The organism is Sphingopyxis sp. SE2 (assembly GCF_032227185.1).
Lineage (GTDB): Bacteria > Pseudomonadota > Alphaproteobacteria > Sphingomonadales > Sphingomonadaceae > Sphingopyxis.
The window spans coordinates 189,522-209,960 of the sequence record NZ_JAPMXW010000009.1; the positions used below are offsets into that span (position 1 = coordinate 189,522).

Here is a 20,439-nt window from a genome sequence, read left to right on the forward strand (position 1 = left end):
ATCTCAACCCCTGTAAGCCAGCGCGATCACGACGATCGCGGCGATATAGCACGCCGTCATCATCGCCAGCATGCGCCACGCCCTGGACGATGCGCCCCTGAATTCCTGCCAGACGAACACGCCCCACGCCGCGGCGATCATGGGCGCCGACTGGCCGATGGCGTAGGAGATGGGTACGCCTACGAAACCCGCCGCGATGAAGTTCAGGCACCCGCCGCAGCCCCAGGCGACGCCGCCGACAAGGCCCAGAATATGATTGCGCGCGTCGGCCCGGCGATATTCCCCGAAAGTCACCGGAGCGCCTTCGATCGGTCGCCGCATCAGATAGGTGTTGAACAGGAAGCAGCAGAGAAGCGCGCCGATGCCGAAAAACACCGAGACACTGTATGGTGTCAGCGCATGGCCGTGGGTCAGGGCGCGGGTGACCAGCGGCGCGAAAATTCCCATCAGGAGGCCGGAAATGATGCTGATCGCGATGCCGCGATTGCGCCGCGAACCGTCGTGGCCCGCCGTTCCGATCGCACGATAGGCCTGGGCGTTGAAGATCACCGCCAGCAGGGCGAGCGCCACGCCCGCCGAGAGGAACAGGACGCTTCCCTTGGGCTGCAGCGCGTAGCTGACCAACACGCCCTCGACCACGGCGATGCCGATCGCGATCGGGAACGCGATCGACAGACCGGCAATATCCAGCGCCGCGACGAGAAGGACATTGGCGATGTTGAAGATCGCGCCCGCGACCAGCGCGAAACCGATATTGGATCTGTCCGCCGCCGCCAGATTTGCCAGAAACGGCTCGCCCGCAGACCCGGTGCTGCCCAGCGTGAACGCAAAGACGACGCCCGCCAGCACCACGCCAAGGATATAGTCCCAATAAAACAGCGCGAACGGATAACCGCGGGTGCCCTTGTAGCTATTGGCCCACGACCCCCAAAAAACCGCGCTCAAGATGGTCAGGAGCAGGGCCTGACCGAAGCTTTCCGGCAAATACATGGTATCTCTCCCGTCCTTTCCGCCTTGTTTCGTCGCACTCCGCCGTCAGAAAATTCTCTGGGCAACCGACATTCTCTGTTGTCGCCTCGGTCACATATCCTGGCCTCGCCCGCCATAGCGCGAGAGACAATCCGTCAGCAGATCGAAAAACCCCTCGCTGTCCACCTCGAAAGCCCAGCGCGCATTGTGCGGTTTTGTCGTCACATGCCAGAAGTCGACGGCGGTATGGCCCACCGTCAGCGGCGACGTGGTCTCGATGCTGATGTTGCATGGCTTGAGCTGAAACAGCTCGGGTCGCAGCAACCACGCGATGGTGCATGGATCGTGCAGCGGCGCTCCTTCGGAACCATATTTTGCGCTGTCGAAACGGTTGAAAAAGCTGAGCATCCCATAGGCCGCATCCGCGACCGGGTTGCCGAGCGCCCTGATCCGCTCCAGCCGGTCGGGCAGGCCGAGCAGCCGATGCGTCACGTCCAGCCCGAACGCGACGATGGGGCGACCGCAGCCGAACACGACCTCGGCGGCATGAGGATCCACCAGGATGTTGAATTCGGCGGAAGGCGTAAAGTTGCCCGCTTCGCGCATCGCCCCGCCCATCAGGACGATCTGCGAGATTTTCGATGCGATCGCCGGTACCTTGGACAGCGCCGCGGCGATGTTGGTGAGCGGGCCGGTCGGCACAAGGGTGACGCCGTCATCGTCGGCCGCCTCCAGCGTGGCGATGATGAAATCGACCGCATGCTGCGGCTGCAGCGGAACGGAGGGAGCACCCACCGTCATGCCGTCGATCCCTTCCGGTCCGTGCACCTGATGCGCGGTGATCGGCTCGCGGATGAGCGGGCGGTCGCACCCGGCATATACCGGAATGTCCGGTCGCCCGGCGAGCGCACACAGCAAGCGGATATTCCGCTGTGTGAGGTTCAGCGGCACATTGCCGGCGACGGCCGTCACGCCGAGGATGTCGAACCGGTCGGGCCGGGCAAACGCCATCAGCAGGTTGATGGCATCGTCCTGTCCCGGGTCGCAGTCGATGATGACGGGCAGCGCGGTCACGACAGGTCAGAAATTCAGGATGATGCCAGCCATCGCGGCACTCATCAGGTTGGAGAGAGAGCCGGCGGCCACGCCGCGCAATCCGAATCGCGCCACCTCCGCGCGCCGGCTGGGGGCCAGGATGCCAAGGCAGCCCATCTGGATCGCGATCGACGCAAAATTGGCAAAACCGCACAGCGAGAAGGTCACGATGGCCTGGGTACGTGCGCTCAGTTCGCCGGCCACCTGACCGAGATGGAAATAGGCGATGAATTCGTTCAGGATCAGTTTTTCCCCGAACAGGCCGCCCGCCACCCTTGCCTCGCTCCACGGAATATCGAGCAGATACATGACCGGAGCGAAGATCGTTCCCAGTATCAGCTGCATCGAAAGCGAAGGGTAGCCGAACCAGCCCCCGATGCCGCCGATGATGCCGTTCACCATGGCGATCAGCGCGACGAAGGCGAGCAGCATCGCGGCGACGTTCACCGCCACCTTCACGCCGTCCTGCGCACCCGCGGCGGCGGCCATGATGACGTTGACATGTTCGGACGGCATGCGGTCGATTGCGCGCAGGTCGGCGCTGGTGGCGCCGTTGCCGACGTCTTCCGGCGCATCGGGCATGATGATCTTGGCCATCAGCAGCCCGCCCGGTGCCGCCATGAAACTCGCCGCGAGCAGATAGTCGAGCCGGATGCCCATTTGCGCATAGGCGGCGAGCAGCGTCCCCGCCACCGATGCGAAACCCGAAACCATCACGGCGAACAGCTGCGGCGCCGTCAGTCCGGGGATATAGGGCTTGATGACCAGCGGCGCTTCCGACTGGCCGACCAGTATCGTCGTCGCGGCGTTGAGCGATTCAACCGGGGCTGTACCGATGATCCGCTGCAGCGCGCCGCCGATCAGCCGCACCACCTTCTGCATGATCTTGAGATGATAGAGCACCGCCATCAGCGAGGAGAAGAAGACGATGATCGGCAGCACCTGAAAGGCGAAGCTGATCGAGGGCAGGTTCGCCACCGCGCCGCCGAACACCATGTTGATACCGACCCTCGCATAATCGAGGATCGACACGACGCCACTCGACAGCCCGGCGATCATCTCCCGGCCCACCGGTACATAGAGCACGAAGATCGCGATGGAAAATTGCAGGAGGAACGCGCGCAGAACGATGCTGTATCGGATGCGGCGGCGGTCGGTGGATATCGCCCAGGCAAACAGGAAAATCGCCGCCAGCCCGATCAGTCCCGAAAGGTGATGCACTCCCGTCTCCCCATTCCATCGTTGTTTTTTGCCTGAATGGCCCGCGCGGCGTGGCCGGCCCGCAGACCGTCTGTGTCCGTCGTCTGACGGGGAAAGTCCGTCATCCCAGTTGCGCGTGGATGACGGGTGTCTGCGGTGGCGCGTCCGGTGCGATGACGCAGGCCTGCTTCACCAGCGCCGCCGCCTCGGTCCAGTGGGCTTCGCTCGCCGCATGGATCGTCGCGAGCGGGCGTGTCTGGTCCACCCGGGTCCCGATTGGCACGACATCGCCGAGACCCACGCCGAGGTCGAGCTTGTCCTCCACCTTCCGCCTCCCACCGCCAAGGGTGATGATGGCGTTGCCGATCCGCCGGGCGTTGACGGTGGACAGATATCCCGGTTCGTCGGCGAAGACCGGACGCTGTATCGGAGCCTTGGGCAGGTAATCGGCGGCGCGTTCCATGAAGTCGGCGGGCCCGCCCAGCGCCGTCACCATCCGCGCGAATGTCTCCGCCGCCTTTCCCGACGCCAGGCTGGCTTCCACCTTGGCCCTCGCCTCGTCGGCCGTGGCGGCGAGGCCGGTCAGCAGCAGCATTTCCGCCGAAAGCGCGACCGTGACCTCGTGCAGTCGCGGTTCGCGGGCGACCCCGAGCAGATAATCGACGCTTTCCTGAATCTCCAGCGCGTTGCCCGCCGTGCAACCCAGGGTCTGCCCCATGTCGGTGATGAGCGCGCGGGTCGGCAGGCCGATGCTGGCGGCGGTGCCGATGATGCTCTGCGCCAGGGCCTCGGCGCCCTCGAACGTTTCCATGAAGGCGCCAGAGCCGACCTTCACATCCATGACCAGCGCCTGATTGCCCGCCGCGACCTTCTTGGAAAGGATCGACGCGGTGATGAGCGGTATCGATTCGACCGTGCCCGTCACGTCGCGAATGGCATAAAGGCGACGGTCGGCGGGCGCGATGTCGCTGGTCTGGCCGATGATGGCGCAGCCGCATTCCCGGACGACGCGCTGAAAGCGTTCGATGTCCGGCGTCGCGCAATAGCCGGGAATGGCGTCGGCCTTGTCCAGCGTGCCGCCGGTATGGCCCAGGCCGCGCCCCGATACCATGGGCACGAACCCGCCGCACGCCGCGACGATCGGCGCGAGCAGGAAGCTTACCTTGTCGCCGACCCCGCCCGTCGAATGCTTGTCCACCACGGGTCCCGGAAGGTTGAGGGCCTGCCAGTCGAGCCTGCGTCCGGAACTCGCCATGGCCCGCGTCAGCGCGCCGGTTTCCTCAAAGCTCAGAGAACGGAAAAAAATTGCCATCGCGAGCGCGGAAACCTGCTCGGGCGGCAGGCTCTGGTTCGCGAGGCCGGAGACGAAAAAACCGATCTCGTCGGCGTCAAGAGCGGCTCCATCACGTTTTTTGGCAATGATTTCGGTGAACAACATGACCCGGATGCTCCACAGCCGCCTGATCGCGATATGCGCTCAAATCGCGGCGATCCGCAAGGGACAAAAGAGGCTTCCAGAGATTTTCTTGACCAAATGATCCAAATAACTATGCTGAATCGGGAAGCAGGACGGGGCGGCTGACGCCTCCGGCGAACAGGATGAATGCACGCATGTCGAAGCAGTTGGTCGTCTCGCACGCTGGGGCTGGGTTATCGCCGTGTGACATCGCCGACAACTTCGCCGACCTTCACCCGCCGCTGGATCGCGGCGCGGCTGCAGCAGAGGCGAGTCGTTGCCTGTATTGCTATGACGCGCCCTGCATGAACGCCTGTCCCACCCATATCGATATCCCGGGCTTCATTCATCAGATCGCCACCGACAATGCGCTGGGCGCCGCGCAGCGGATATTGAACGAAAACATCATGGGCGGCACCTGCGCCCGGGCCTGCCCGACCGAAATTTTGTGCGAGGGTGCCTGCGTGGTCAACAAGACCGAGGGCGCGCCGGTCAAGATCGGGCAGTTGCAGCGCTTTGCCGTCGACCGTCTGCTGGACGCGCCGTCGCCCCATCCGTTCGGTCGCGCGCCGGCATCGGGCCGCCGCATGGCGGTGGTGGGGGCGGGGCCCGCCGGCCTCTCCTTCGCGCATCGGGCGGCGATGCTGGGTCACGACGTGGATGTGTACGAGGCGCGTCCCAAGGCGGGCGGTCTCAATGAATATGGCCTTGCCACCTACAAGATGGTCGACGACTTCGCCCAGCGCGAAGTGGCGTTCCTGCTGGGGATCGGCGGCATCGCGCTGCATTCGGGCAAGATGCTCGGCCGCGATATTCATCTTGACGATCTCGCGCGGGAATATGACGCGGTATTTCTGGCGCTGGGGCTGGGCGGCGCGGCCCGGCTGGACGTGCCGGGGGAAGAGCTGTCGGGCGTGGGCGATGCGCTGGGCTTCATTTCGCGGCTGCGGCAGGAGGCGGACAAGTCGGCTGTTGCGGTAGGCGGGCAGGTGGTGGTGATCGGCGGCGGCAATACCGCGATCGATGCCGCGATGCAGGCGCGCTGCCTCGGCGCGGCGTCGGTCACGCTGGCGTATCGGCGGGGGCCCGAACAGATGGGCGCAACCGCATGGGAGCAGGATCTGGCGCGGCTGAACGGCATCGCCATCCGCACCTGGGCCCAGCCGGTCGCTATCGAGGGCGACGGCCATGTCGAACGGGTCCGCTTTGCCGTGACCGAGCTGGTCGACGGCAGGCTTGCCGCCACCGGCGAGACCTTCGTCCTGCCCGCCGATCAGGTTCTGGTGGCGGTGGGCCAGCAGATGGTGCGGACGGGCCTTGATGGTCTGCGCGCCGATGGCGCCAAGCTGTGGGTGGACGATGACTATCAAACCTCGCGGCCGGGCATATTCGCCGGCGGCGACTGCATAAGGCGTGGGGACGATCTGACCGTTCAGGCGGTCGAGGACGGGAAGCAGGCGGCCGTGCGGGTCGATGCCCGTCTGCGCGCGAAAGGACGGGACTGACCATGGCCGACTTGCACTGTAACATCGCGGGCGTAGCCAGCATCAATCCGTTCTGGCTCGCCTCGGCGCCGCCCACGGACAAGAAGATCAACGTCGAGCGCGCCTTTCGGGCCGGCTGGGGCGGGGCGGTCTGGAAAACGGTAACCGTCGATCCGCCGGTCATCAACGTTGCCAGCCGCTATGGCGTGCACAAGGATCATCATGGCACGATATTGGGCATCAACAACAACGAGCTGATTTCCGACCGTCCGCTCGACGTGAACCTGCGCGAGATCGAGGAGCTGCGCCGGGAATGGCCCGACCGGGTGATTATCGGGTCGCTGATGGCGGTGCTCGATGAGCAAGCCTGGAAAGAGGTGGCGATCAAGCTCGCCAATGCGGGCGTGCAGGGTATCGAGCTTAATCTCGGTTGTCCGCACGGCATGTGCGAGCGCGGCATGGGTTCGGCGATCGGCCAGGTGGCGGAGCTGGTGGAAAAGACGACGCGCTGGGTCCGCGAGGCAGTCGACCTGCCCGTGTTCACCAAGCTTACGCCCAACATCACCGATATCCTTGTGCCCGCCGAGGCCGCGCACAAGGGCGGCGCGCATGCGGTGTCGCTCATCAACACGATCAACTCGATTGTCTCGGTCGATCTGCAACGCATGGCGCCGCGCCCCACGGTGGACACCGCTGGTACGCATGGCGGATATTGCGGATCGGCGGTGAAGCCCATCGCGCTCAACATGGTCGCCGAAATCGCGCGTGACCCGGCGCTGAAGGATCTAGAAATCTCGGCGATCGGCGGCATCACGACATGGTCGGACGCGGCGGAGTTCATCGCGCTGGGCGCCAGCGGCGTGCAGGTGTGCACGGCCGCCATGCTCTACGGGTTCCGCATCGTCGACGACATGATCGACGGCCTCGGCCGCTTCATGGATCAACAGGGCTATCGCACGCTCGACGATTTCCGGGGCAAGGCGCGCGCGCATGTGGTCGACTGGAACGCGCTGAACATGAATTTCGACGTGAAGGCGCATATCGATACGGCGAGCTGCATCGAATGCGGGCGTTGCCACATCGCGTGCGAGGATACGGCGCATCAGGCCATCCGGATCGAAACGGGCGACGATGGCTCCCGGCGCTTTACCGTCGATGACGCCGAATGCGTGGGCTGCAACCTCTGTCAGCATGTCTGCCCGGTCGCCGGCTGCATCGAGATGCGTGTGGTGGAGAACGGTCTGCCGCCGCTTACCTGGCCCGAACATCCCCTGAACCCGCTGAGAGCCGATCCGCAGACGGTTTCTGTCTGATCGGCCCCACCCCTCCGACCATCGAGATAGTGACATGCCGCACAGCATAACGAACGACCTGAACGCCCACTGGATGCCCTTTACCGCCAACCGGCAGTTCAAGGCCAATCCGCGCATGTTCGTGGGCGCGGAGGGCATGTTCTACAAGACGTCCGACGGCCGCGACGTCATGGACGGTATCGCGGGCCTGTGGTGCTGCGCGGCGGGCCACAAGCGCACGCAGATCGGCGCGGCGATAGCGCAGCAGTTCGATACGCTCGATTATTCGCCCGCGTTTCAGATGGGCCACTACAAGGCCTTTGAGCTGGCCGAGCGGCTGAAGAACCTGATGCCGGGTTCGCTCAACCGGATCTTCTTCACCAATTCGGGGTCGGAGTCGGTCGAAACGGCGCTCAAGATGGCCATCGCCTATCACCGGATGCGCGGCGAGGGCCAGCGGGTGCGGTTGATCGGTCGCGAAAAGGGATATCACGGCGTCAATTTCGGCGGCATGTCGGTGGGCGGGATGGTCGCCAACCGCAAGCATTTCGGTACGCTGGTGGCGGGTGTCGATCATTTGCGTCATACGCACGGTATCGCGGGCAACGCCTTTTGCCGCGGCCAGCCGGAAAACGGCGCCGACTATGCGGATGACCTCGAACGGCTGTGCCAGTTGCACGATCCATCCACCATCGCGGCGGTGATCGTGGAGCCTGTGGCGGCATCGGGCGGTGTCATCATGCCGCCCAGGGGCTATCTCGAACGGTTGCGCGAAATCTGTACCCGCCACGGCATATTGCTGATCTTCGATGAAGTCATCACCGGCTTCGGTCGGCTGGGCGCGCCGTTCGCGGTCAATTATTTCGGGGTCGAGCCCGATCTGGTGACGACCGCCAAGGCGCTGACCAACGGGATCATTCCCATGGGGGCGGTGTTCGCGCAGGATTTCATCCACGATGCGTTCATGCAGGGGCCGGAGCATGTCCCGGAGCTGTTTCACGGCTATACCTATTCCGCGAACCCGATCGCCTGCGCGGCGGCGCTGGCGGCGCTCGACATTTACGAGGGCGAGGGGCTTCTCACCCGCGCCGCGAGCCTCGCGGACTATTGGGCGGACGCGCTGCACAGCCTCAGGGGGCTGCCGCATGTGATCGATATCCGCTCGATGGGGCTGATCGGCGCGATCGAACTGGAACCGATGGCCGGGAAGCCCGTGATGCGTGCCTTCACCGCTTTCCTGAGGGCCTATGAAGCCGGCGCCCTCATCCGCACGACCGGGGATACCATCGCGTTGTCGCCGCCGCTCATCATCGACAAGAGCCAGATCGATTTTCTGGTGGGCACCGTCGGTGATGTTCTCAAAGGTCTGGAGTAGGGCGCCGTGGAGCATATCGATCACATCATCGCGGGCAAGGCCTATCGCGCGCCGCGCAATCCGACCGCGGCGGTCTTCAACCCGGCTTCGGGCGAGCAGGTCGCCGTCGTCAGCCTGGGCGGCGCGGACGAGGTTCATCTCGCGGTGGCGAACGCGCATGACGCGGGCAAGGCGTGGGCCGCGACGCCGCCGGCCAAGCGGGCCAACGTCATGTTCGCCATGCGCGAGCTGATGCAGCGCCATCGCGACGACATTGCCCGCGCGATCAGCCGCGAGCATGGCAAGACGCACGACGATGCGCTGGGCGAGGTCGCCCGCGCGCTGGAGGTCGTCGAGTTCGCCAGCGGCATCGCGCATCACCTGAAGGGCAGCTTCAGCCGCGAGGTCGCAAACAGTGTCGATGTCTATGCCGAACGCGCTCCGCTTGGCGTCGTGGCCGGGATCACGCCCTTCAATTTCCCGGCGATGGTGCCGTTGTGGATGATCCCGATGGCGCTCGCGTGCGGCAACAGTTTCGTCCTGAAACCGTCGGAGCGCGATCCGTCGGTGACCACCCTCATCCACGATCTGTTCGCGGAGGCGGGGTTGCCGGCCGGCGTGTTCAATATCGTGCACGGCGGCAAGGAAGCGGTTGACGCCCTGCTCGATCATCCGCTGGTCAAGGCGGTCAGCTTCGTCGGCTCGACACCGATCGCGCGCTATATCTACACGCGCGGCACCGCGGCGGGCAAACGGGTGCAGGCGCTGGGCGGCGCGAAAAACCATATGGTCATCCTGCCCGACGCCGATCTCGACCAGGCCGCCGACGCGCTGTTGGGCGCGGGTTTCGGTTCGGCGGGCGAACGGTGCATGGCGGTTTCGGTCGCGGTGCCGGTGGGGGAAGAGACCGCGGATCAGCTGATCGCGCGGCTTGCCCCGCGTGTCGCTTCGCTGAAGATCGGCCCCGCGACCGACAGCGACGCCGATATGGGGCCGCTGATCACGGCGGCGCACCGCGACAAGGTCGTGGGTTATATCGACGCGGGCGAGGCAGAGGGCGCCAAGGTGGTGGTCGATGGCCGCGGCTTTCGCCTGCAGGGGTATGAGCAGGGCTTCTGGGTCGGCGGCACCCTGCTCGACCGTGTCGAGCCGCACATGCAGGTCTATCGCGAGGAGATTTTCGGGCCCGTGCTGTCGGTCGTCCGCGCGCCCGATTATGCCACCGCCGCCGCGCTTATCGACGGCCATGAATATGCCAACGGCACCGCGATCTTCACGCGTGACGGCGATGCCGCGCGCGATTTCGCGGCGCGGATCGAGGTCGGCATGGTCGGCGTCAACGTGCCCATTCCGGTGCCGGTCGGCTATCACAGCTTCGGTGGTTGGAAGAGTTCGATCTTCGGCGCACACGGAATCTATGGACCGGAGGCGGTACATTTCTATACCCGCCTCAAGACCGTTACCTCGCGCTGGCCGACGGGCATCCGCGCCGGTGCCGAATTCAAGTTCCCGAGCCTGAACGGCTGAGCATAGGAAAGCAGGACGATGACAATATTACGCGGCGGCCTCATCCAGATGGGCCTTAAGGGCACGACCGACATGCCCGCGACAGCGATCACGAAGATGATGATCGACGCGCATGTCCCGCTGATCGAACAGGCGGGCGAGGCGGGCGTGCAGGTCCTGAGCTTTCAGGAAGTGTTCTCTCAGCCCTATTTCTGTCCGTCGCAGGATGTGAAATGGTATGATGCGGTGGAACCTATCCCCGACGGCCCGACCGTCAGGCTGATGCAGGATTATGCGAAGAAATACGAGATGGTCATCGTCGTCCCGATGTACGAGCAGACCGGGGTGACGGGCGTCTATTACAACACCGCCGCCGTGATCGACGCCGACGGCACCTATCTCGGCAAATACCGCAAGACCCATATCCCGGAAGTCGCCGGTTTCTGGGAAAAATTTTACTTCAAGCCGGGCAAGTCGGACTGGCCGGTGTTCAACACCCGCTACTGCAAACTCGGCGTCTATATCTGTTACGACCGCCATTTCCCCGAAGGCTGGCGCGCGCTGGCGCTCAACGGCGCGGAATATATCGTCAATCCCTCGGCGACGGTCGCGGGCCTGTCGGAATATCTCTGGAAGCTCGAACAGCCCGCCGCGGCGGTCGCCAACGGATGCTGGATCGGCGCGATCAACCGGGTGGGGCGTGAAATGCCCTGGAATATCGGCGAATTTTATGGCCAGAGCTATTTCGTCAACCCGCGCGGCCAGATCGAGAAGATCGCAAGCCGTGACAAGGACGAACTTATCATCCATGACATGGATATGGGAATGGTACGCGAGGTACGAAATCTGTGGCAGTTCTTCCGTGATCGCCGTCCGGAAACCTATGGCATCCTGACCGACCAGGGCTGAATGCATGGACAAGGGCCGCGATCCTAGCCTGTGGAACGAAGACCTTGCCCCGGTCGGAGACGCGGCCCGTACCTGGGACTGGAAATCCTATGCGGCCCTGTGGGTCGCCATGGTCGTCTGCGTCCCGACCTACCTGCTTGCCGGTGGCCTGATCGCGGAGGGCATGAGCTGGTCGCAGGCCGTCCTTACGGTGTTCCTCGGCAATGCGATTGTGCTCGTTCCCATGGTTCTCGTGGGGCATGCGGGCGCGCGCTATGGCTTGCCTTATCCCGTATTGCTGCGTTCGGCCTTCGGCACGACCGGCGCGCGCTTTCCGGCGATGGCCCGGGGACTGGTCGCCTGCGGCTGGTTCGGCATCAACACCTGGGTGGGCGGATCCGCCATCTATGTGATCCTGAACACGCTTACGCATGGCGCGCTGAAGGGCACCGCGCTGCCGGTGCTGGGCATAGACGGCGCGCAGGCACTGTGCTTCCTCGCGTTCTGGGGCGCGCACCTCTATTTCATCCGCCACGGCACCGAATCGATCCGCTGGCTCGAAACCCTGTCGGCGCCTTTCCTCATCCTGATGTGCCTTGTTTTGCTCGGCTGGGCCTATGTCAGGGTGGGGAGCTGGGACGCGATGCTCGGCGGTCCTTCGGCCTTCGCGCCGGGAGGACCAAGGGAAGGGCAATTCTGGCCGGTGTTCGTGAAAAGCCTGACCGCGATGGTCGGTTTCTGGGCGACGATGGCGCTCAACATTCCCGATTTCACCCGCTTCGCCCGCAGCCAGCGCGACCAGATGCTGGGGCAGGCGCTGGGTTTGCCCATACCGATGGCGGCACTCGCCTTTGTTTCCGTCGCGGTCACCGGCGCCAGCGCGCGCGTTTTCGGCGCGGCGATCTGGGACCCGGTGGAGCTGGCCGGGCATCTGGGCGGCATGGGGGTGATCCTGGCGCTCGCGGCGTTGCTGGTGGCGACACTGACGACCAATCTCGCCGCCAATGTCGTGGGTCCCGCCTATGATATTTCGAGCCTGGCGCCGCGCCATATCTCGTTCCGCATGGGCGGCTACATCACCGCCGGCATCGGCGTCGCCATGTTCCCGTGGAAACTGCTGGCGAGTGCGGGGACCTATCTGTTCACCTGGCTTGTCGGCTATTCCGCCCTGCTGGGTCCGATCGCGGGCGTGCTGCTGGCCGATTACTACCTTATCCGCCGGACCCATCTGGTGGTGGATGAGCTGTTTTCGTCAGAAGGGCGCTATTCGGGCGTCAGGGGCTGGAATCTGGCGGGACTGGGCGCTGTCATAGTGGCCGTGCTGCCGAACCTGCCCGGCTTTCTGCATGCCGGGGGTCTGGTCGACCACGTGCCGCCCGTTTTCGACACGATTTATACCTACGCCTGGTTCGTGGGCTTTGGCATCGCCTTTCTTCTGTACCTGGCGATGGGACGCAAGGAGCGCTGACATGTCCATCCTCATTCGCGGCGGCACGGTCGTCAACGCCGATCATATGGTGCGGGCCGATGTCTATTGCGCCGACGGCGCGGTCAGGGCGGTGGGCGACGCGATCGAGGCACCGTCCGGCGCCCGTGTCATAGAGGCCGACGGCCTGCTCGTCATGCCCGGCGGCATCGATCCGCACACCCATATGGAGCTGCCGTTCATGGGAACGGTCGCGTCGGAAGATTTTTTCACGGGGACGGCGGCGGGTTTCGCCGGAGGCACGACCTCCATCATCGACTTCGTCATCCCCGGCCCCCAGCAGAACCTGATGGATGCCTATCGCACCTGGCGCGGCTGGGCGGAAAAGGCGGCGGGCGACTATGGCTTTCATGTCGCCGTCACATGGTGGGACGAGACTGTGCACGCCGACATGGCCCGGCTGGTGCATGAGGAAGGGGTCAACAGCTTCAAGCACTTCATGGCCTACAAGAACGCCATCATGGCGACGGACGATATCCTCTACCAGAGCTTCGCCCGCGCGCTTGAGCTTGGCGCGATGCCGACGGTGCATGCGGAAAACGGCGAGCTGGTGTTTCAGTTGCAACAGGCGCTGGTGGCGCAGGGCGTCACCGGGCCGGAAGGGCACCCACGCTCTCGTCCCCCGGCGGTCGAGGGCGAAGCCGCCCAGCGCGCCATCCGCTTTGCCGAGGTGCTCGGCGTCCCTCTGTACCTCGTGCATGTTTCGACCCGCGACGCGCTGGAGGCCATCACCCAGGCGCGCAGCCGCGGGCAGCGCGTATATGGCGAGGTGCTTGCGGGCCATCTTCTGCTCGACGACAGCGTCTATCTGAACCCCGATTGGGAAACGGCCGCCGCGCATGTCATGTCGCCGCCCTTTCGCCCGGCGGAGCATCGGGACGCGCTGTGGCGGGGCCTTCAGTCCGGCAATCTTCAGACCACCGCGACCGATCACTGCTGCTTCTGCGCGCCGCAGAAGGCGATGGGGCGGGACGATTTCACCCGCATCCCCAACGGGACCGCCGGTATCGAGGACCGGATGGCGGTGCTCTGGACCCACGGCGTGGGCAGCGGACGGCTGACGGCGCAGGAGTTTGTGGCGGTGACGTCCGCCAACGCCGCGAAGCTGTTCAACCTCTATCCGCGCAAGGGACGTGTCGCCGAAGGCGCGGACGCGGACATCGTGCTGTGGGACCCGGCCGCCAGCAAGACCATCTCGGTGGCGACGCATCACCAGAACGTCGATTTCAACATCTTCGAAGGCATGACCGTGACCGGTCTTCCCGCCTACACCCTCTCGCAGGGGAAGGTCGTGTATGCCCAAGGCCAGCTCGATGCGGTGCGCGGCGCGGGGCGCTATATCAAGCGTCCGGCGTTCAACCGGAATATCGGTTTCGGGGGGCAGGCATGAGCGTGACGGCGGAAGACCTGTTCGAACGGGCGCAAGGCGTACGGATGCGCGCGCACGCGCCCTATTCCCATTTCCTGGTGGGGGCCGCGATCGAGGACGATCAGGGCCACGTCCATGTCGGGTGCAATGTCGAGAATGTGGCCTATCCGCAGGGCGCCTGTGCCGAGGCGAATGCGATCGGCGCCATGGTTTCGGCGGGTGGGCGGCGCATCCGGCGCATCGCCGTCATCGGCGGCAGGGACGACCCGATATTCTGCGCGCCGTGCGGCGGTTGCCGGCAGCGCATTCTGGAATTCGCGGATCAGGAGAGCGAAATTCTGCTGCGCCACCCCGACGGGCGGATCGAGCGGCACACGATCGAAACCCTGCTGCCGGCCTCGTTCAAGGCCTTTTAGCGAGCACGCCGCCCAGGATGATGGTGACGATGGAATCGCCGATGTCCTGAAAATGTTTCCTGCCGAGGCGCCTGACGCGCATGATGGCCGTCACCTGCGACTGGAAATCGGCATAATGCTGGGTCGCGGCCCAGATCATGAAGATCAGATGGACGGGATCGACAGGCCGCAACTGGCCTTGCTCGATCCACGTCCGGATAACGGCGGCCTTCTGCTCGACCACCTGCCGCAACTCGGTCTTGAGATAGGTGTGGAGCACCGGGGCGCCGTGCAGGATTTCATTGGCGAACACGCGTGAGGCGAGGGGCGCCTTCCGCGACATTTCGATCTTCTCGCGAATATAATGTTCCAGCTCCTGCGCCGCGTCGCCGTTCACGTCGAGCATGCGGAGCGGTGCCACCCAGTCGTCCAGTATGCGCCGCAGCACGGCGACATAGAGCAGGTTCTTAGTCTTGAAATAATAATGGAGATTGGGTTTCGAAATCGCCGCCGCTTCCGCGATCATGTCGATGGTCGCCCCGCGAAAGCCCGCTTCGGCGAATATCTGTTCGGCGGCATCCAGGATGCGTTTTTCGTTGCGCGCCTGAATGCGCGTGCGTTTGCGGTCGTTCACGTCCGCCTCCGCAAGGCTGGCGGGCTGCAGGTCGGTCACGTCCGGCAATTGTGACACCTCTCCAATATGAACGGCCTCCGTTCATCTGTTATGCGATCTTGGTCGCGCCGCACCTATAGTCAATCGCCATAAGGGAGCCAGATATTTTTCACCTGCGTCGCCTGGCGCAGAAACGCGGTTCCTTCGCCATGCGGGCCGGACCAGTCGCGGGTCCTGCCGCCGCTTACCCAGCTACGCTTCATATTGCCGGTGGACGCCTTTTCGACGAAAGCGCTGCCGTCCGCCGACCCGAAATACCAGAGCGCATCGACCTGATCATGCTCGGCGAGCGTCTTGGTGAGTGTATCCCGCCCGCCGGTGACGATGTTGAGAACGCCGGCGGGGACATCCGACGTTTCCCAGATCTGGTAAAAGTCGGTCGCGGGCAACGGATTGGCTTCGGACGGCACGATCACCGCCGTGTTGCCCATCGCGAACACCGGCGCCCAGAGCGAGACGAAACCCAGCAGCGGCGCGTCGTCGGGGCAGACGATCCCCATCACGCCGATCGGCTCGTTGACGGCGAGCGTCAGGCCGCGCAGCGGCGCCTGGTGCACCTGGCCATCATATTTGTCCGCCCACGCGCCATAGCTGAACAGCCGCTCGATGCTCGCGTCCACCTCGCGCCGCGCGTCACGGGCGCCATGGCCCGAGATCCGGACGAGGCGCCGGGTGAATTCGTCCGCGCGCGCGTCCAGGTTCTCGGCGACATAATAGAGGATTTGCGCTCGCAGATGCGCCGTCGCGCCGGCCCATCCCTGGGCCGCGAACGCGGCCTCCACGGCATCGCGAATGTCCTTGCGATTGCCTTCGCCCACCAGCTCGGCCGGCTGCCCCCCGGCGTCATAAACCGGCCGGCTGTTGCCGCCGTCGGGCCGGGTCTGCTTGCCGCCGATGAAGTTCTTCGCGGTGCGGTCGATGCCAAGGCCCGCCGGTCTCGCGGAAGCGGCCTGTGCGGGCGGCGCGGGCCGCTGTTCCGTGGCGGGCAGCCATTCGTCCTTGAGGCGGAGGTAGTCCCACAACCCTTCGCGGCCGCCCTCCCGGCCATAGCCGCTTTCGCGCACGCCGCCAAAGCCGCAGGCGGCGTCGAACTGGTTGGTGGTGTTGATCCACACGACGCCGGCCTTCAGCTTGGCGGCGAGTTCCAGCGCCCGGTTGATGTTTTCGGAATAGAGCGTCGCCGCCAGCCCATAGCGGCTGTTGTTGGCAAGGTCGACCGCCTCCTTCAGCGTGCGGAAGGTCGTCACGGCGAGCACGGGACCGAAAATCTCCTCGCGCGCCGCGACGTTGGACGGGTGCACGTTGGTAAGCAGGGTCGGGCGATAGAAGCAGCCGTCGTCGGGGCAGGGGATGTCCGGCTGCCACAGCTCGGCCCCTTCCACCACGCCCTGCTGCACCAGCGCATCGATCCGCTCGCGCTGCACCGGCGCCACGATCGCACCCATGTCGATCGCCTTGTCGAGCGGGTTGCCGATACGGAAATGCGACAGCCTGGTCTTGATCTTCTCGATCAACCGGGGGGCGATTCCTTCTTCGACCAGCAGTCGCGATCCGGCGCAGCACACCTGCCCCTGATTGAACCAGATGGCGTCGATCAGCCCTTCGACGGCGGCGTCGAGATCTGCGTCCTCCAGCACCAGGAACGGCGACTTGCCGCCCAGTTCCAGGCTGAGCGCCTTGCCTGAGCCGGCGGTTGCTTCGCGAATATAGCGGCCGACCCGGGTTGATCCGGTAAAGGCGATCTTGGCGACATCCGGATGTTCGACCAGGGCGCTTCCCGTCGCCGCGCCGCCGGTGACGATGTTGACGACGCCGGGCGGCACACCTGCCTGCGCGCAGAGTTCGGCGAAGAACAGGGCGGTGAGGCTCGTATAGTCCGCGGGTTTCAGCACCAGCGTGTTGCCGGTGGCGAGCGCTGGCGCAATCTTCCATGCAAGCATGAGCAGCGGAAAGTTCCACGGAATGATCTGTCCGACGACGCCGAGCGGTTCGGTGCCCGGCATTTCGCGTGCCAGCAGCTGCGCCCAGCCCGCGTGGTGATAGAAATGGCGCGCGACCAGCGGAATGTCGATGTCGCGTGTCTCGCGGATCGGTTTGCCGTTGTCGAGCGATTCCAGCACCGCGAAGAAGCGGCTGTGCTTCTGTACCAGCCGGGCCAATGCATAGAGAACCCGCGCCCTCGCGTGACCGCTGGTCGCCGACCATGCGGGAAAGGCGCGCGCGGCCGCCTGTACGGCCGCGTCCACATCGTCCGCGCCCGCCACCGCCAGCCGGCCGAGTGTCTCCCCGGTCGCGGGATTGTGGGTGACGATCGTTTCCGTGCCGCCCAGCGGCGCCACGAACTGGCCGTCGATGAACAGCCGGAAACCGTCGGCATGGCTGGCGAGCCAGTCGCGTACCGGGCCCAGTTCTTCCGGCGCGGGTCCATATTCCATGCTGTCGAAAATTTGCGCGACGCTCGGCATGCTGCTCATGTCGTTTCCTAACCCAGGGGATGGCGGTTGGCTGCCGAATAGCGGCCGGTCACAAAATGTTCGAGCTGGCGCTCGATATCGCCCAGCATCCGCGAGGCGCCGAACCGGAACAGGTGGGGGCTGAGCCAGTCGTTGCCCAGCTCTTCCTTGATCAGCATCAGATAGTGCATGGCGAGCTTGGCACTCGTGATCCCTCCGGCGGGCTTGAACCCCACCTGCTGCCCCGTGCGTTCCGCGAAGTCGCGGATCATCCGGAGCATGACGAGGCTGACCGGCAGGGTCGCGTTGGTCGCTTCCATCCCGGTCGACGTCTTGATGAAATCCGCGCCCGCCATCATCGCCACCATCGATGCCTTGGCGACCTTGTTGATCGAACCGAGTTCCCCGGTCGCGAGGATGGCCTTCATGTGGGCGGGGCCGCAGGCATCGCGGAACGCCAGCACCTCGTCGTACAGGGCCTGCCAGTTGCCCTCCAGCACCAGATGGCGGCTGATGACGATGTCGATCTCGTCCGCTCCGGCGGCGACCGATTGCCGGATTTCCTCCAGCCGCAGCGGAAAGGGAGACAGCCCCGCGGGGAAACCGGTAGACACCGCCGCCACCGGCACATTGTGTCCGGCAAGCGCCGCCACCGCCGTCGGCACCATCGCGTGATAGACGCAGACGGCGCCGGTGGTCAGCGGCCGCTTGTCCATGCCGAGCGCCTCAAGCAGGTCGCGGCGCACCGGCTGCACCGCCTTGGCGCACAGCCGTCTCACCCGGTCCGGCGTATCGTCGCCCGCCAATGTGGTGAGGTCGATGCAGGTGACGGCCTTCAGCAGCCATGCCGCCTGCCATTGCTTCTTCACCGTGCGCCGCCCGGAAAGCGTGGCCACCCGTCGTTCGACGGCGGAAAGATTGACCCGCACCCCGTCGACGAGCGCGCTGTCGAACGGGATGGGCTGGACCCTGGGCGGCTGATTGCTGTGCAGGGTGGTTATGCTGAGGCTAGGCTGTGACATTGTGCTCCAGTCCCCGTCGGATGGGCGTGTTGAGGAAGGTCTCGCCATGGGCCAGCGGTGGCAGGCCCAGATGCCGGGCGACGCTCTGGCCGATGTCGGCGAAACTGCTCCGCCCGCCGATATCCCGTGGGGTTATATGCGGCCCAAATCCCAATATCGGCACATATTCGCGCGTATGGTCGCTGCCGGGCCAGCTGGGGTCGCAGCCATGATCGGCGGTCAGGATCACCAGATCATCGGCGCGCAGGCCCGCCCGGACCGCCGGCAGCTGGCTGTCGAACCGTTCCAGCGCCGCCGCATAGCCCGCGACGTCGCGGCGGTGACCGTACAGCATGTCGAAGTCGACGAAGTTCGCGAAGATGAGCGATCCGTCGTCGGCCGATGCCATCTGCTCCAGCATGACCTCCATCACCGTGTCATTGCCCACCGCCTTGCAGCTCTTCGTGATGCCGCAGCCCCCGAAAATGTCACTGATCTTGCCCACGCCGACCACGGCGCCGCCCGCCGCCTGCACCTGATCCAGCAGGGTCGGCCCGTGGGGCGGGGTCACCAGATCCCTTCGGTTGCCGGTACGGACGAAGCTTCCACGGTCGTGCCCGGTGAACGGCCGTGCGATGACCCGGCCGACATTATAGTCGTCGACCAGCCTCCGGCCGACCTTGCAGACCTCGTACAGCCGGTCCAGCCCGAAGGCTTCTTCATGGGCGGCGATCTGAAGGACCGAATCCGCCGACGTATAGACGATGGGCTTCAGGGTGCGCAGATGCTCCTCGCCAAGCGCCTCGATGATGGCGGTGCCGGACGCGTGGCAGTTGCCGAGGACGCCGGGCAGGGCGGCCTCGCTGATCAGGGCGTCCAGCAGGGCAGGGGGGAAAGTGCCCTCCCGCGCTTCGAAATAGCCCCAGTCGAAATCGACCGGCAGCCCCGCCATCTCCCAATGGCCGCTTGGCGTGTCCTTGCCGCGGCTTTGCTCCGCCGCGAAACCGTGCAACCCTTCCGGAACGGGACGGTCGACACCGGGCAGGGGCAGGGCGCGCGCGGCCTCCGCCAGCGCGACCATGCCCAGCCGCGTCAGGTTGGGAATTCGCAAGGGCCCCTCGCGTAGACCGGCGCGGTTGCCCTCGCCGTTCGCGCAGGCTTCCACGATATGGCCAAAGGTGTCCGCGCCCGCATCGCCAAAGGCCGCGGCATCGCTGCTGGCGCCGACGCCCAGACTGTCCAGCACAGCAATGATCGCGCGCGCCATGTACCACTCCCGATCCGGACTTCTCCGGCGTCAGACCGTTCCGCGTCCCGATCAGATCGCCCGGCGATATAATCGACCTCGGGGGAACGGTCCATATCTGAAGCGCGGACCCCGTTTCCCGTCGGCGGAACGGCCGTTGCCGGTCAGCTCCGGGGGATCGAGGTACTGCCTTCGGGATCAATTTTAGACCAAATTGTCAAAATTTAAAGCGGAAATATGCTGTTGCTGCCCTGCCCTTGGCTTCCTCCGTTCGAAGGTCCCGTCGGCCCCCATGAACGAAGCGCGCCACCCGGAAAGGCGGGCCTGTGGCCGGGGGCGTGACGAGTCTTTCCGTGAAGCTGTCGGAAGGCAACGCGTGCACCTGTTGCACGAATGCAACGATCAACCAAAAATCGAATTTTGCATCCGGAATAAATCTTTTCCGGACGGTAAAAAATTGTGAGGATGCCTCGAACCCAAGCGTGTCAATTCTGACTCGACAGTAAAATTTCGTTTGATGGTAAAACAGGGCCGGCCGGATCTCCCCCATGGGGTCTCAGCCCGCCTGTTCG

General features: G+C 64.9%; 16 protein-coding genes. 8 read left to right on the forward strand and 8 right to left on the reverse strand.

Going from position 1 to position 20,439, the window contains the following annotated elements:
* Positions 1-3 precede the first annotated feature (3 nt).
* The 4 genes from OVY29_RS23440 to deoA all read right to left on the reverse strand — a co-directional run bounded on the left by OVY29_RS23440 (position 4) and on the right by deoA (position 4,702).
* The gene (locus tag OVY29_RS23440) at positions 4-990 is read right to left on the reverse strand and encodes a GRP family sugar transporter (RefSeq protein ID WP_313912377.1); all 987 of its coding nucleotides are present in this window, start codon (positions 988-990) and stop codon (positions 4-6) included.
* Positions 991-1,080: 90 nt separating this feature from the next.
* On the reverse strand, positions 1,081-2,043 hold the full coding sequence (locus OVY29_RS23445; RefSeq protein WP_313912378.1) for a nucleoside hydrolase: 963 nt from the start codon (positions 2,041-2,043) through the stop codon (positions 1,081-1,083).
* A 6-nt stretch (positions 2,044-2,049) separates the two neighbouring features.
* Positions 2,050-3,285: a NupC/NupG family nucleoside CNT transporter gene (locus OVY29_RS23450; RefSeq protein WP_313912379.1), complete on the reverse strand. Its 1,236-nt coding sequence runs from the start codon at positions 3,283-3,285 to the stop codon at positions 2,050-2,052.
* 100 nt (positions 3,286-3,385) lie between these two features.
* Complete coding sequence (deoA, locus tag OVY29_RS23455; RefSeq protein WP_313912380.1) at positions 3,386-4,702, reverse strand: thymidine phosphorylase; 1,317 nt, start codon at positions 4,700-4,702, stop codon at positions 3,386-3,388.
* Between the two features lie 173 nt (positions 4,703-4,875).
* Here deoA and OVY29_RS23460 point away from each other — a divergent pair, with 173 nt between their 5' ends.
* Genes OVY29_RS23460 through OVY29_RS23495 form a run of 8 tightly spaced genes read left to right on the forward strand, consistent with a single transcriptional unit; the run spans position 4,876 to position 14,515 of the window.
* Positions 4,876-6,225 (forward strand): NAD(P)-dependent oxidoreductase, encoded by a 1,350-nt coding sequence (locus OVY29_RS23460; RefSeq protein WP_313912381.1) that lies wholly within the window; start codon positions 4,876-4,878, stop codon positions 6,223-6,225.
* A gap of 2 nt (positions 6,226-6,227) precedes the next feature.
* Positions 6,228-7,517 carry an NAD-dependent dihydropyrimidine dehydrogenase subunit PreA gene (gene preA / locus OVY29_RS23465; protein ID WP_313912382.1) on the forward strand — a complete coding sequence of 430 codons (1,290 nt, stop codon included), beginning with the start codon at positions 6,228-6,230 and terminating at the stop codon, positions 7,515-7,517.
* Positions 7,518-7,551: 34 nt separating this feature from the next.
* Positions 7,552-8,871: an aspartate aminotransferase family protein gene (locus OVY29_RS23470; RefSeq protein ID WP_313912383.1), complete on the forward strand. Its 1,320-nt coding sequence runs from the start codon at positions 7,552-7,554 to the stop codon at positions 8,869-8,871.
* 6 nt (positions 8,872-8,877) lie between these two features.
* Positions 8,878-10,377: a CoA-acylating methylmalonate-semialdehyde dehydrogenase gene (locus OVY29_RS23475; protein ID WP_313912384.1), complete on the forward strand. Its 1,500-nt coding sequence runs from the start codon at positions 8,878-8,880 to the stop codon at positions 10,375-10,377.
* Positions 10,378-10,395: 18 nt separating this feature from the next.
* A complete protein-coding gene (locus OVY29_RS23480) occupies positions 10,396-11,265 on the forward strand; it encodes a nitrilase-related carbon-nitrogen hydrolase (protein ID WP_313912385.1) in 870 nt (289 codons plus the stop codon).
* A gap of 4 nt (positions 11,266-11,269) precedes the next feature.
* Positions 11,270-12,712: an NCS1 family nucleobase:cation symporter-1 gene (locus tag OVY29_RS23485; RefSeq protein ID WP_313912386.1), complete on the forward strand. Its 1,443-nt coding sequence runs from the start codon at positions 11,270-11,272 to the stop codon at positions 12,710-12,712.
* Position 12,713: 1 nt separating this feature from the next.
* Positions 12,714-14,120 carry a dihydropyrimidinase gene (gene hydA, locus OVY29_RS23490; RefSeq protein WP_313912471.1) on the forward strand — a complete coding sequence of 469 codons (1,407 nt, stop codon included), beginning with the start codon at positions 12,714-12,716 and terminating at the stop codon, positions 14,118-14,120.
* A complete protein-coding gene (locus OVY29_RS23495; RefSeq protein WP_313912387.1) occupies positions 14,117-14,515 on the forward strand; it encodes a cytidine deaminase in 399 nt (132 codons plus the stop codon). The genes hydA and OVY29_RS23495 overlap by 4 nt, the downstream gene beginning before the upstream one ends.
* On the opposite strand, the gene OVY29_RS23500 is transcribed toward OVY29_RS23495, so the two are convergent.
* From OVY29_RS23500 to OVY29_RS23515, 4 genes are all read right to left on the reverse strand, one after another.
* Positions 14,502-15,167 carry a TetR family transcriptional regulator C-terminal domain-containing protein gene (locus OVY29_RS23500; RefSeq protein WP_313912472.1) on the reverse strand — a complete coding sequence of 222 codons (666 nt, stop codon included), beginning with the start codon at positions 15,165-15,167 and terminating at the stop codon, positions 14,502-14,504. The genes OVY29_RS23495 and OVY29_RS23500 overlap by 14 nt on opposite strands.
* Positions 15,168-15,247: 80 nt before the next feature.
* A complete protein-coding gene (locus OVY29_RS23505; protein ID WP_313912388.1) occupies positions 15,248-17,641 on the reverse strand; it encodes an aldehyde dehydrogenase family protein in 2,394 nt (797 codons plus the stop codon).
* Positions 17,642-17,649: 8 nt separating this feature from the next.
* Entirely contained in the window at positions 17,650-18,642 is a 993-nt protein-coding gene (gene deoC / locus OVY29_RS23510; RefSeq protein ID WP_313912389.1) for a deoxyribose-phosphate aldolase, read from the reverse strand.
* On the reverse strand, positions 18,629-19,888 hold the full coding sequence (locus tag OVY29_RS23515; protein ID WP_313912390.1) for a phosphopentomutase: 1,260 nt from the start codon (positions 19,886-19,888) through the stop codon (positions 18,629-18,631). Before OVY29_RS23515 ends, deoC begins: the two co-directional genes overlap by 14 nt.
* Between the last annotated feature and the right edge of the window lie 551 nt (positions 19,889-20,439).

Bases quoted from the DNA above. Each gene is read 5' to 3' on its own strand.
- OVY29_RS23440 (WP_313912377.1), bottom strand. From the start codon at position 990: ATGTATTTGCCGGAAAGCTTCGGTCAGGCCCTGCTCCTGACCATCTTG.
- deoA (WP_313912380.1), bottom strand. From the start codon at position 4,702: ATGTTGTTCACCGAAATCATTGCCAAAAAACGTGATGGAGCCGCTCTT.
- OVY29_RS23460 (WP_313912381.1), top strand. From the start codon at position 4,876: ATGTCGAAGCAGTTGGTCGTCTCGCACGCTGGGGCTGGGTTATCGCCG.
- preA (WP_313912382.1), top strand. From the start codon at position 6,228: ATGGCCGACTTGCACTGTAACATCGCGGGCGTAGCCAGCATCAATCCG.
- OVY29_RS23470 (WP_313912383.1), top strand. From the start codon at position 7,552: ATGCCGCACAGCATAACGAACGACCTGAACGCCCACTGGATGCCCTTT.
- OVY29_RS23480 (WP_313912385.1), top strand. From the start codon at position 10,396: ATGACAATATTACGCGGCGGCCTCATCCAGATGGGCCTTAAGGGCACG.
- OVY29_RS23485 (WP_313912386.1), top strand. From the start codon at position 11,270: ATGGACAAGGGCCGCGATCCTAGCCTGTGGAACGAAGACCTTGCCCCG.
- hydA (WP_313912471.1), top strand. From the start codon at position 12,714: ATGTCCATCCTCATTCGCGGCGGCACGGTCGTCAACGCCGATCATATG.
- OVY29_RS23495 (WP_313912387.1), top strand. From the start codon at position 14,117: ATGAGCGTGACGGCGGAAGACCTGTTCGAACGGGCGCAAGGCGTACGG.
- OVY29_RS23505 (WP_313912388.1), bottom strand. From the start codon at position 17,641: ATGAGCAGCATGCCGAGCGTCGCGCAAATTTTCGACAGCATGGAATAT.
- deoC (WP_313912389.1), bottom strand. From the start codon at position 18,642: ATGTCACAGCCTAGCCTCAGCATAACCACCCTGCACAGCAATCAGCCG.
- OVY29_RS23515 (WP_313912390.1), bottom strand. From the start codon at position 19,888: ATGGCGCGCGCGATCATTGCTGTGCTGGACAGTCTGGGCGTCGGCGCC.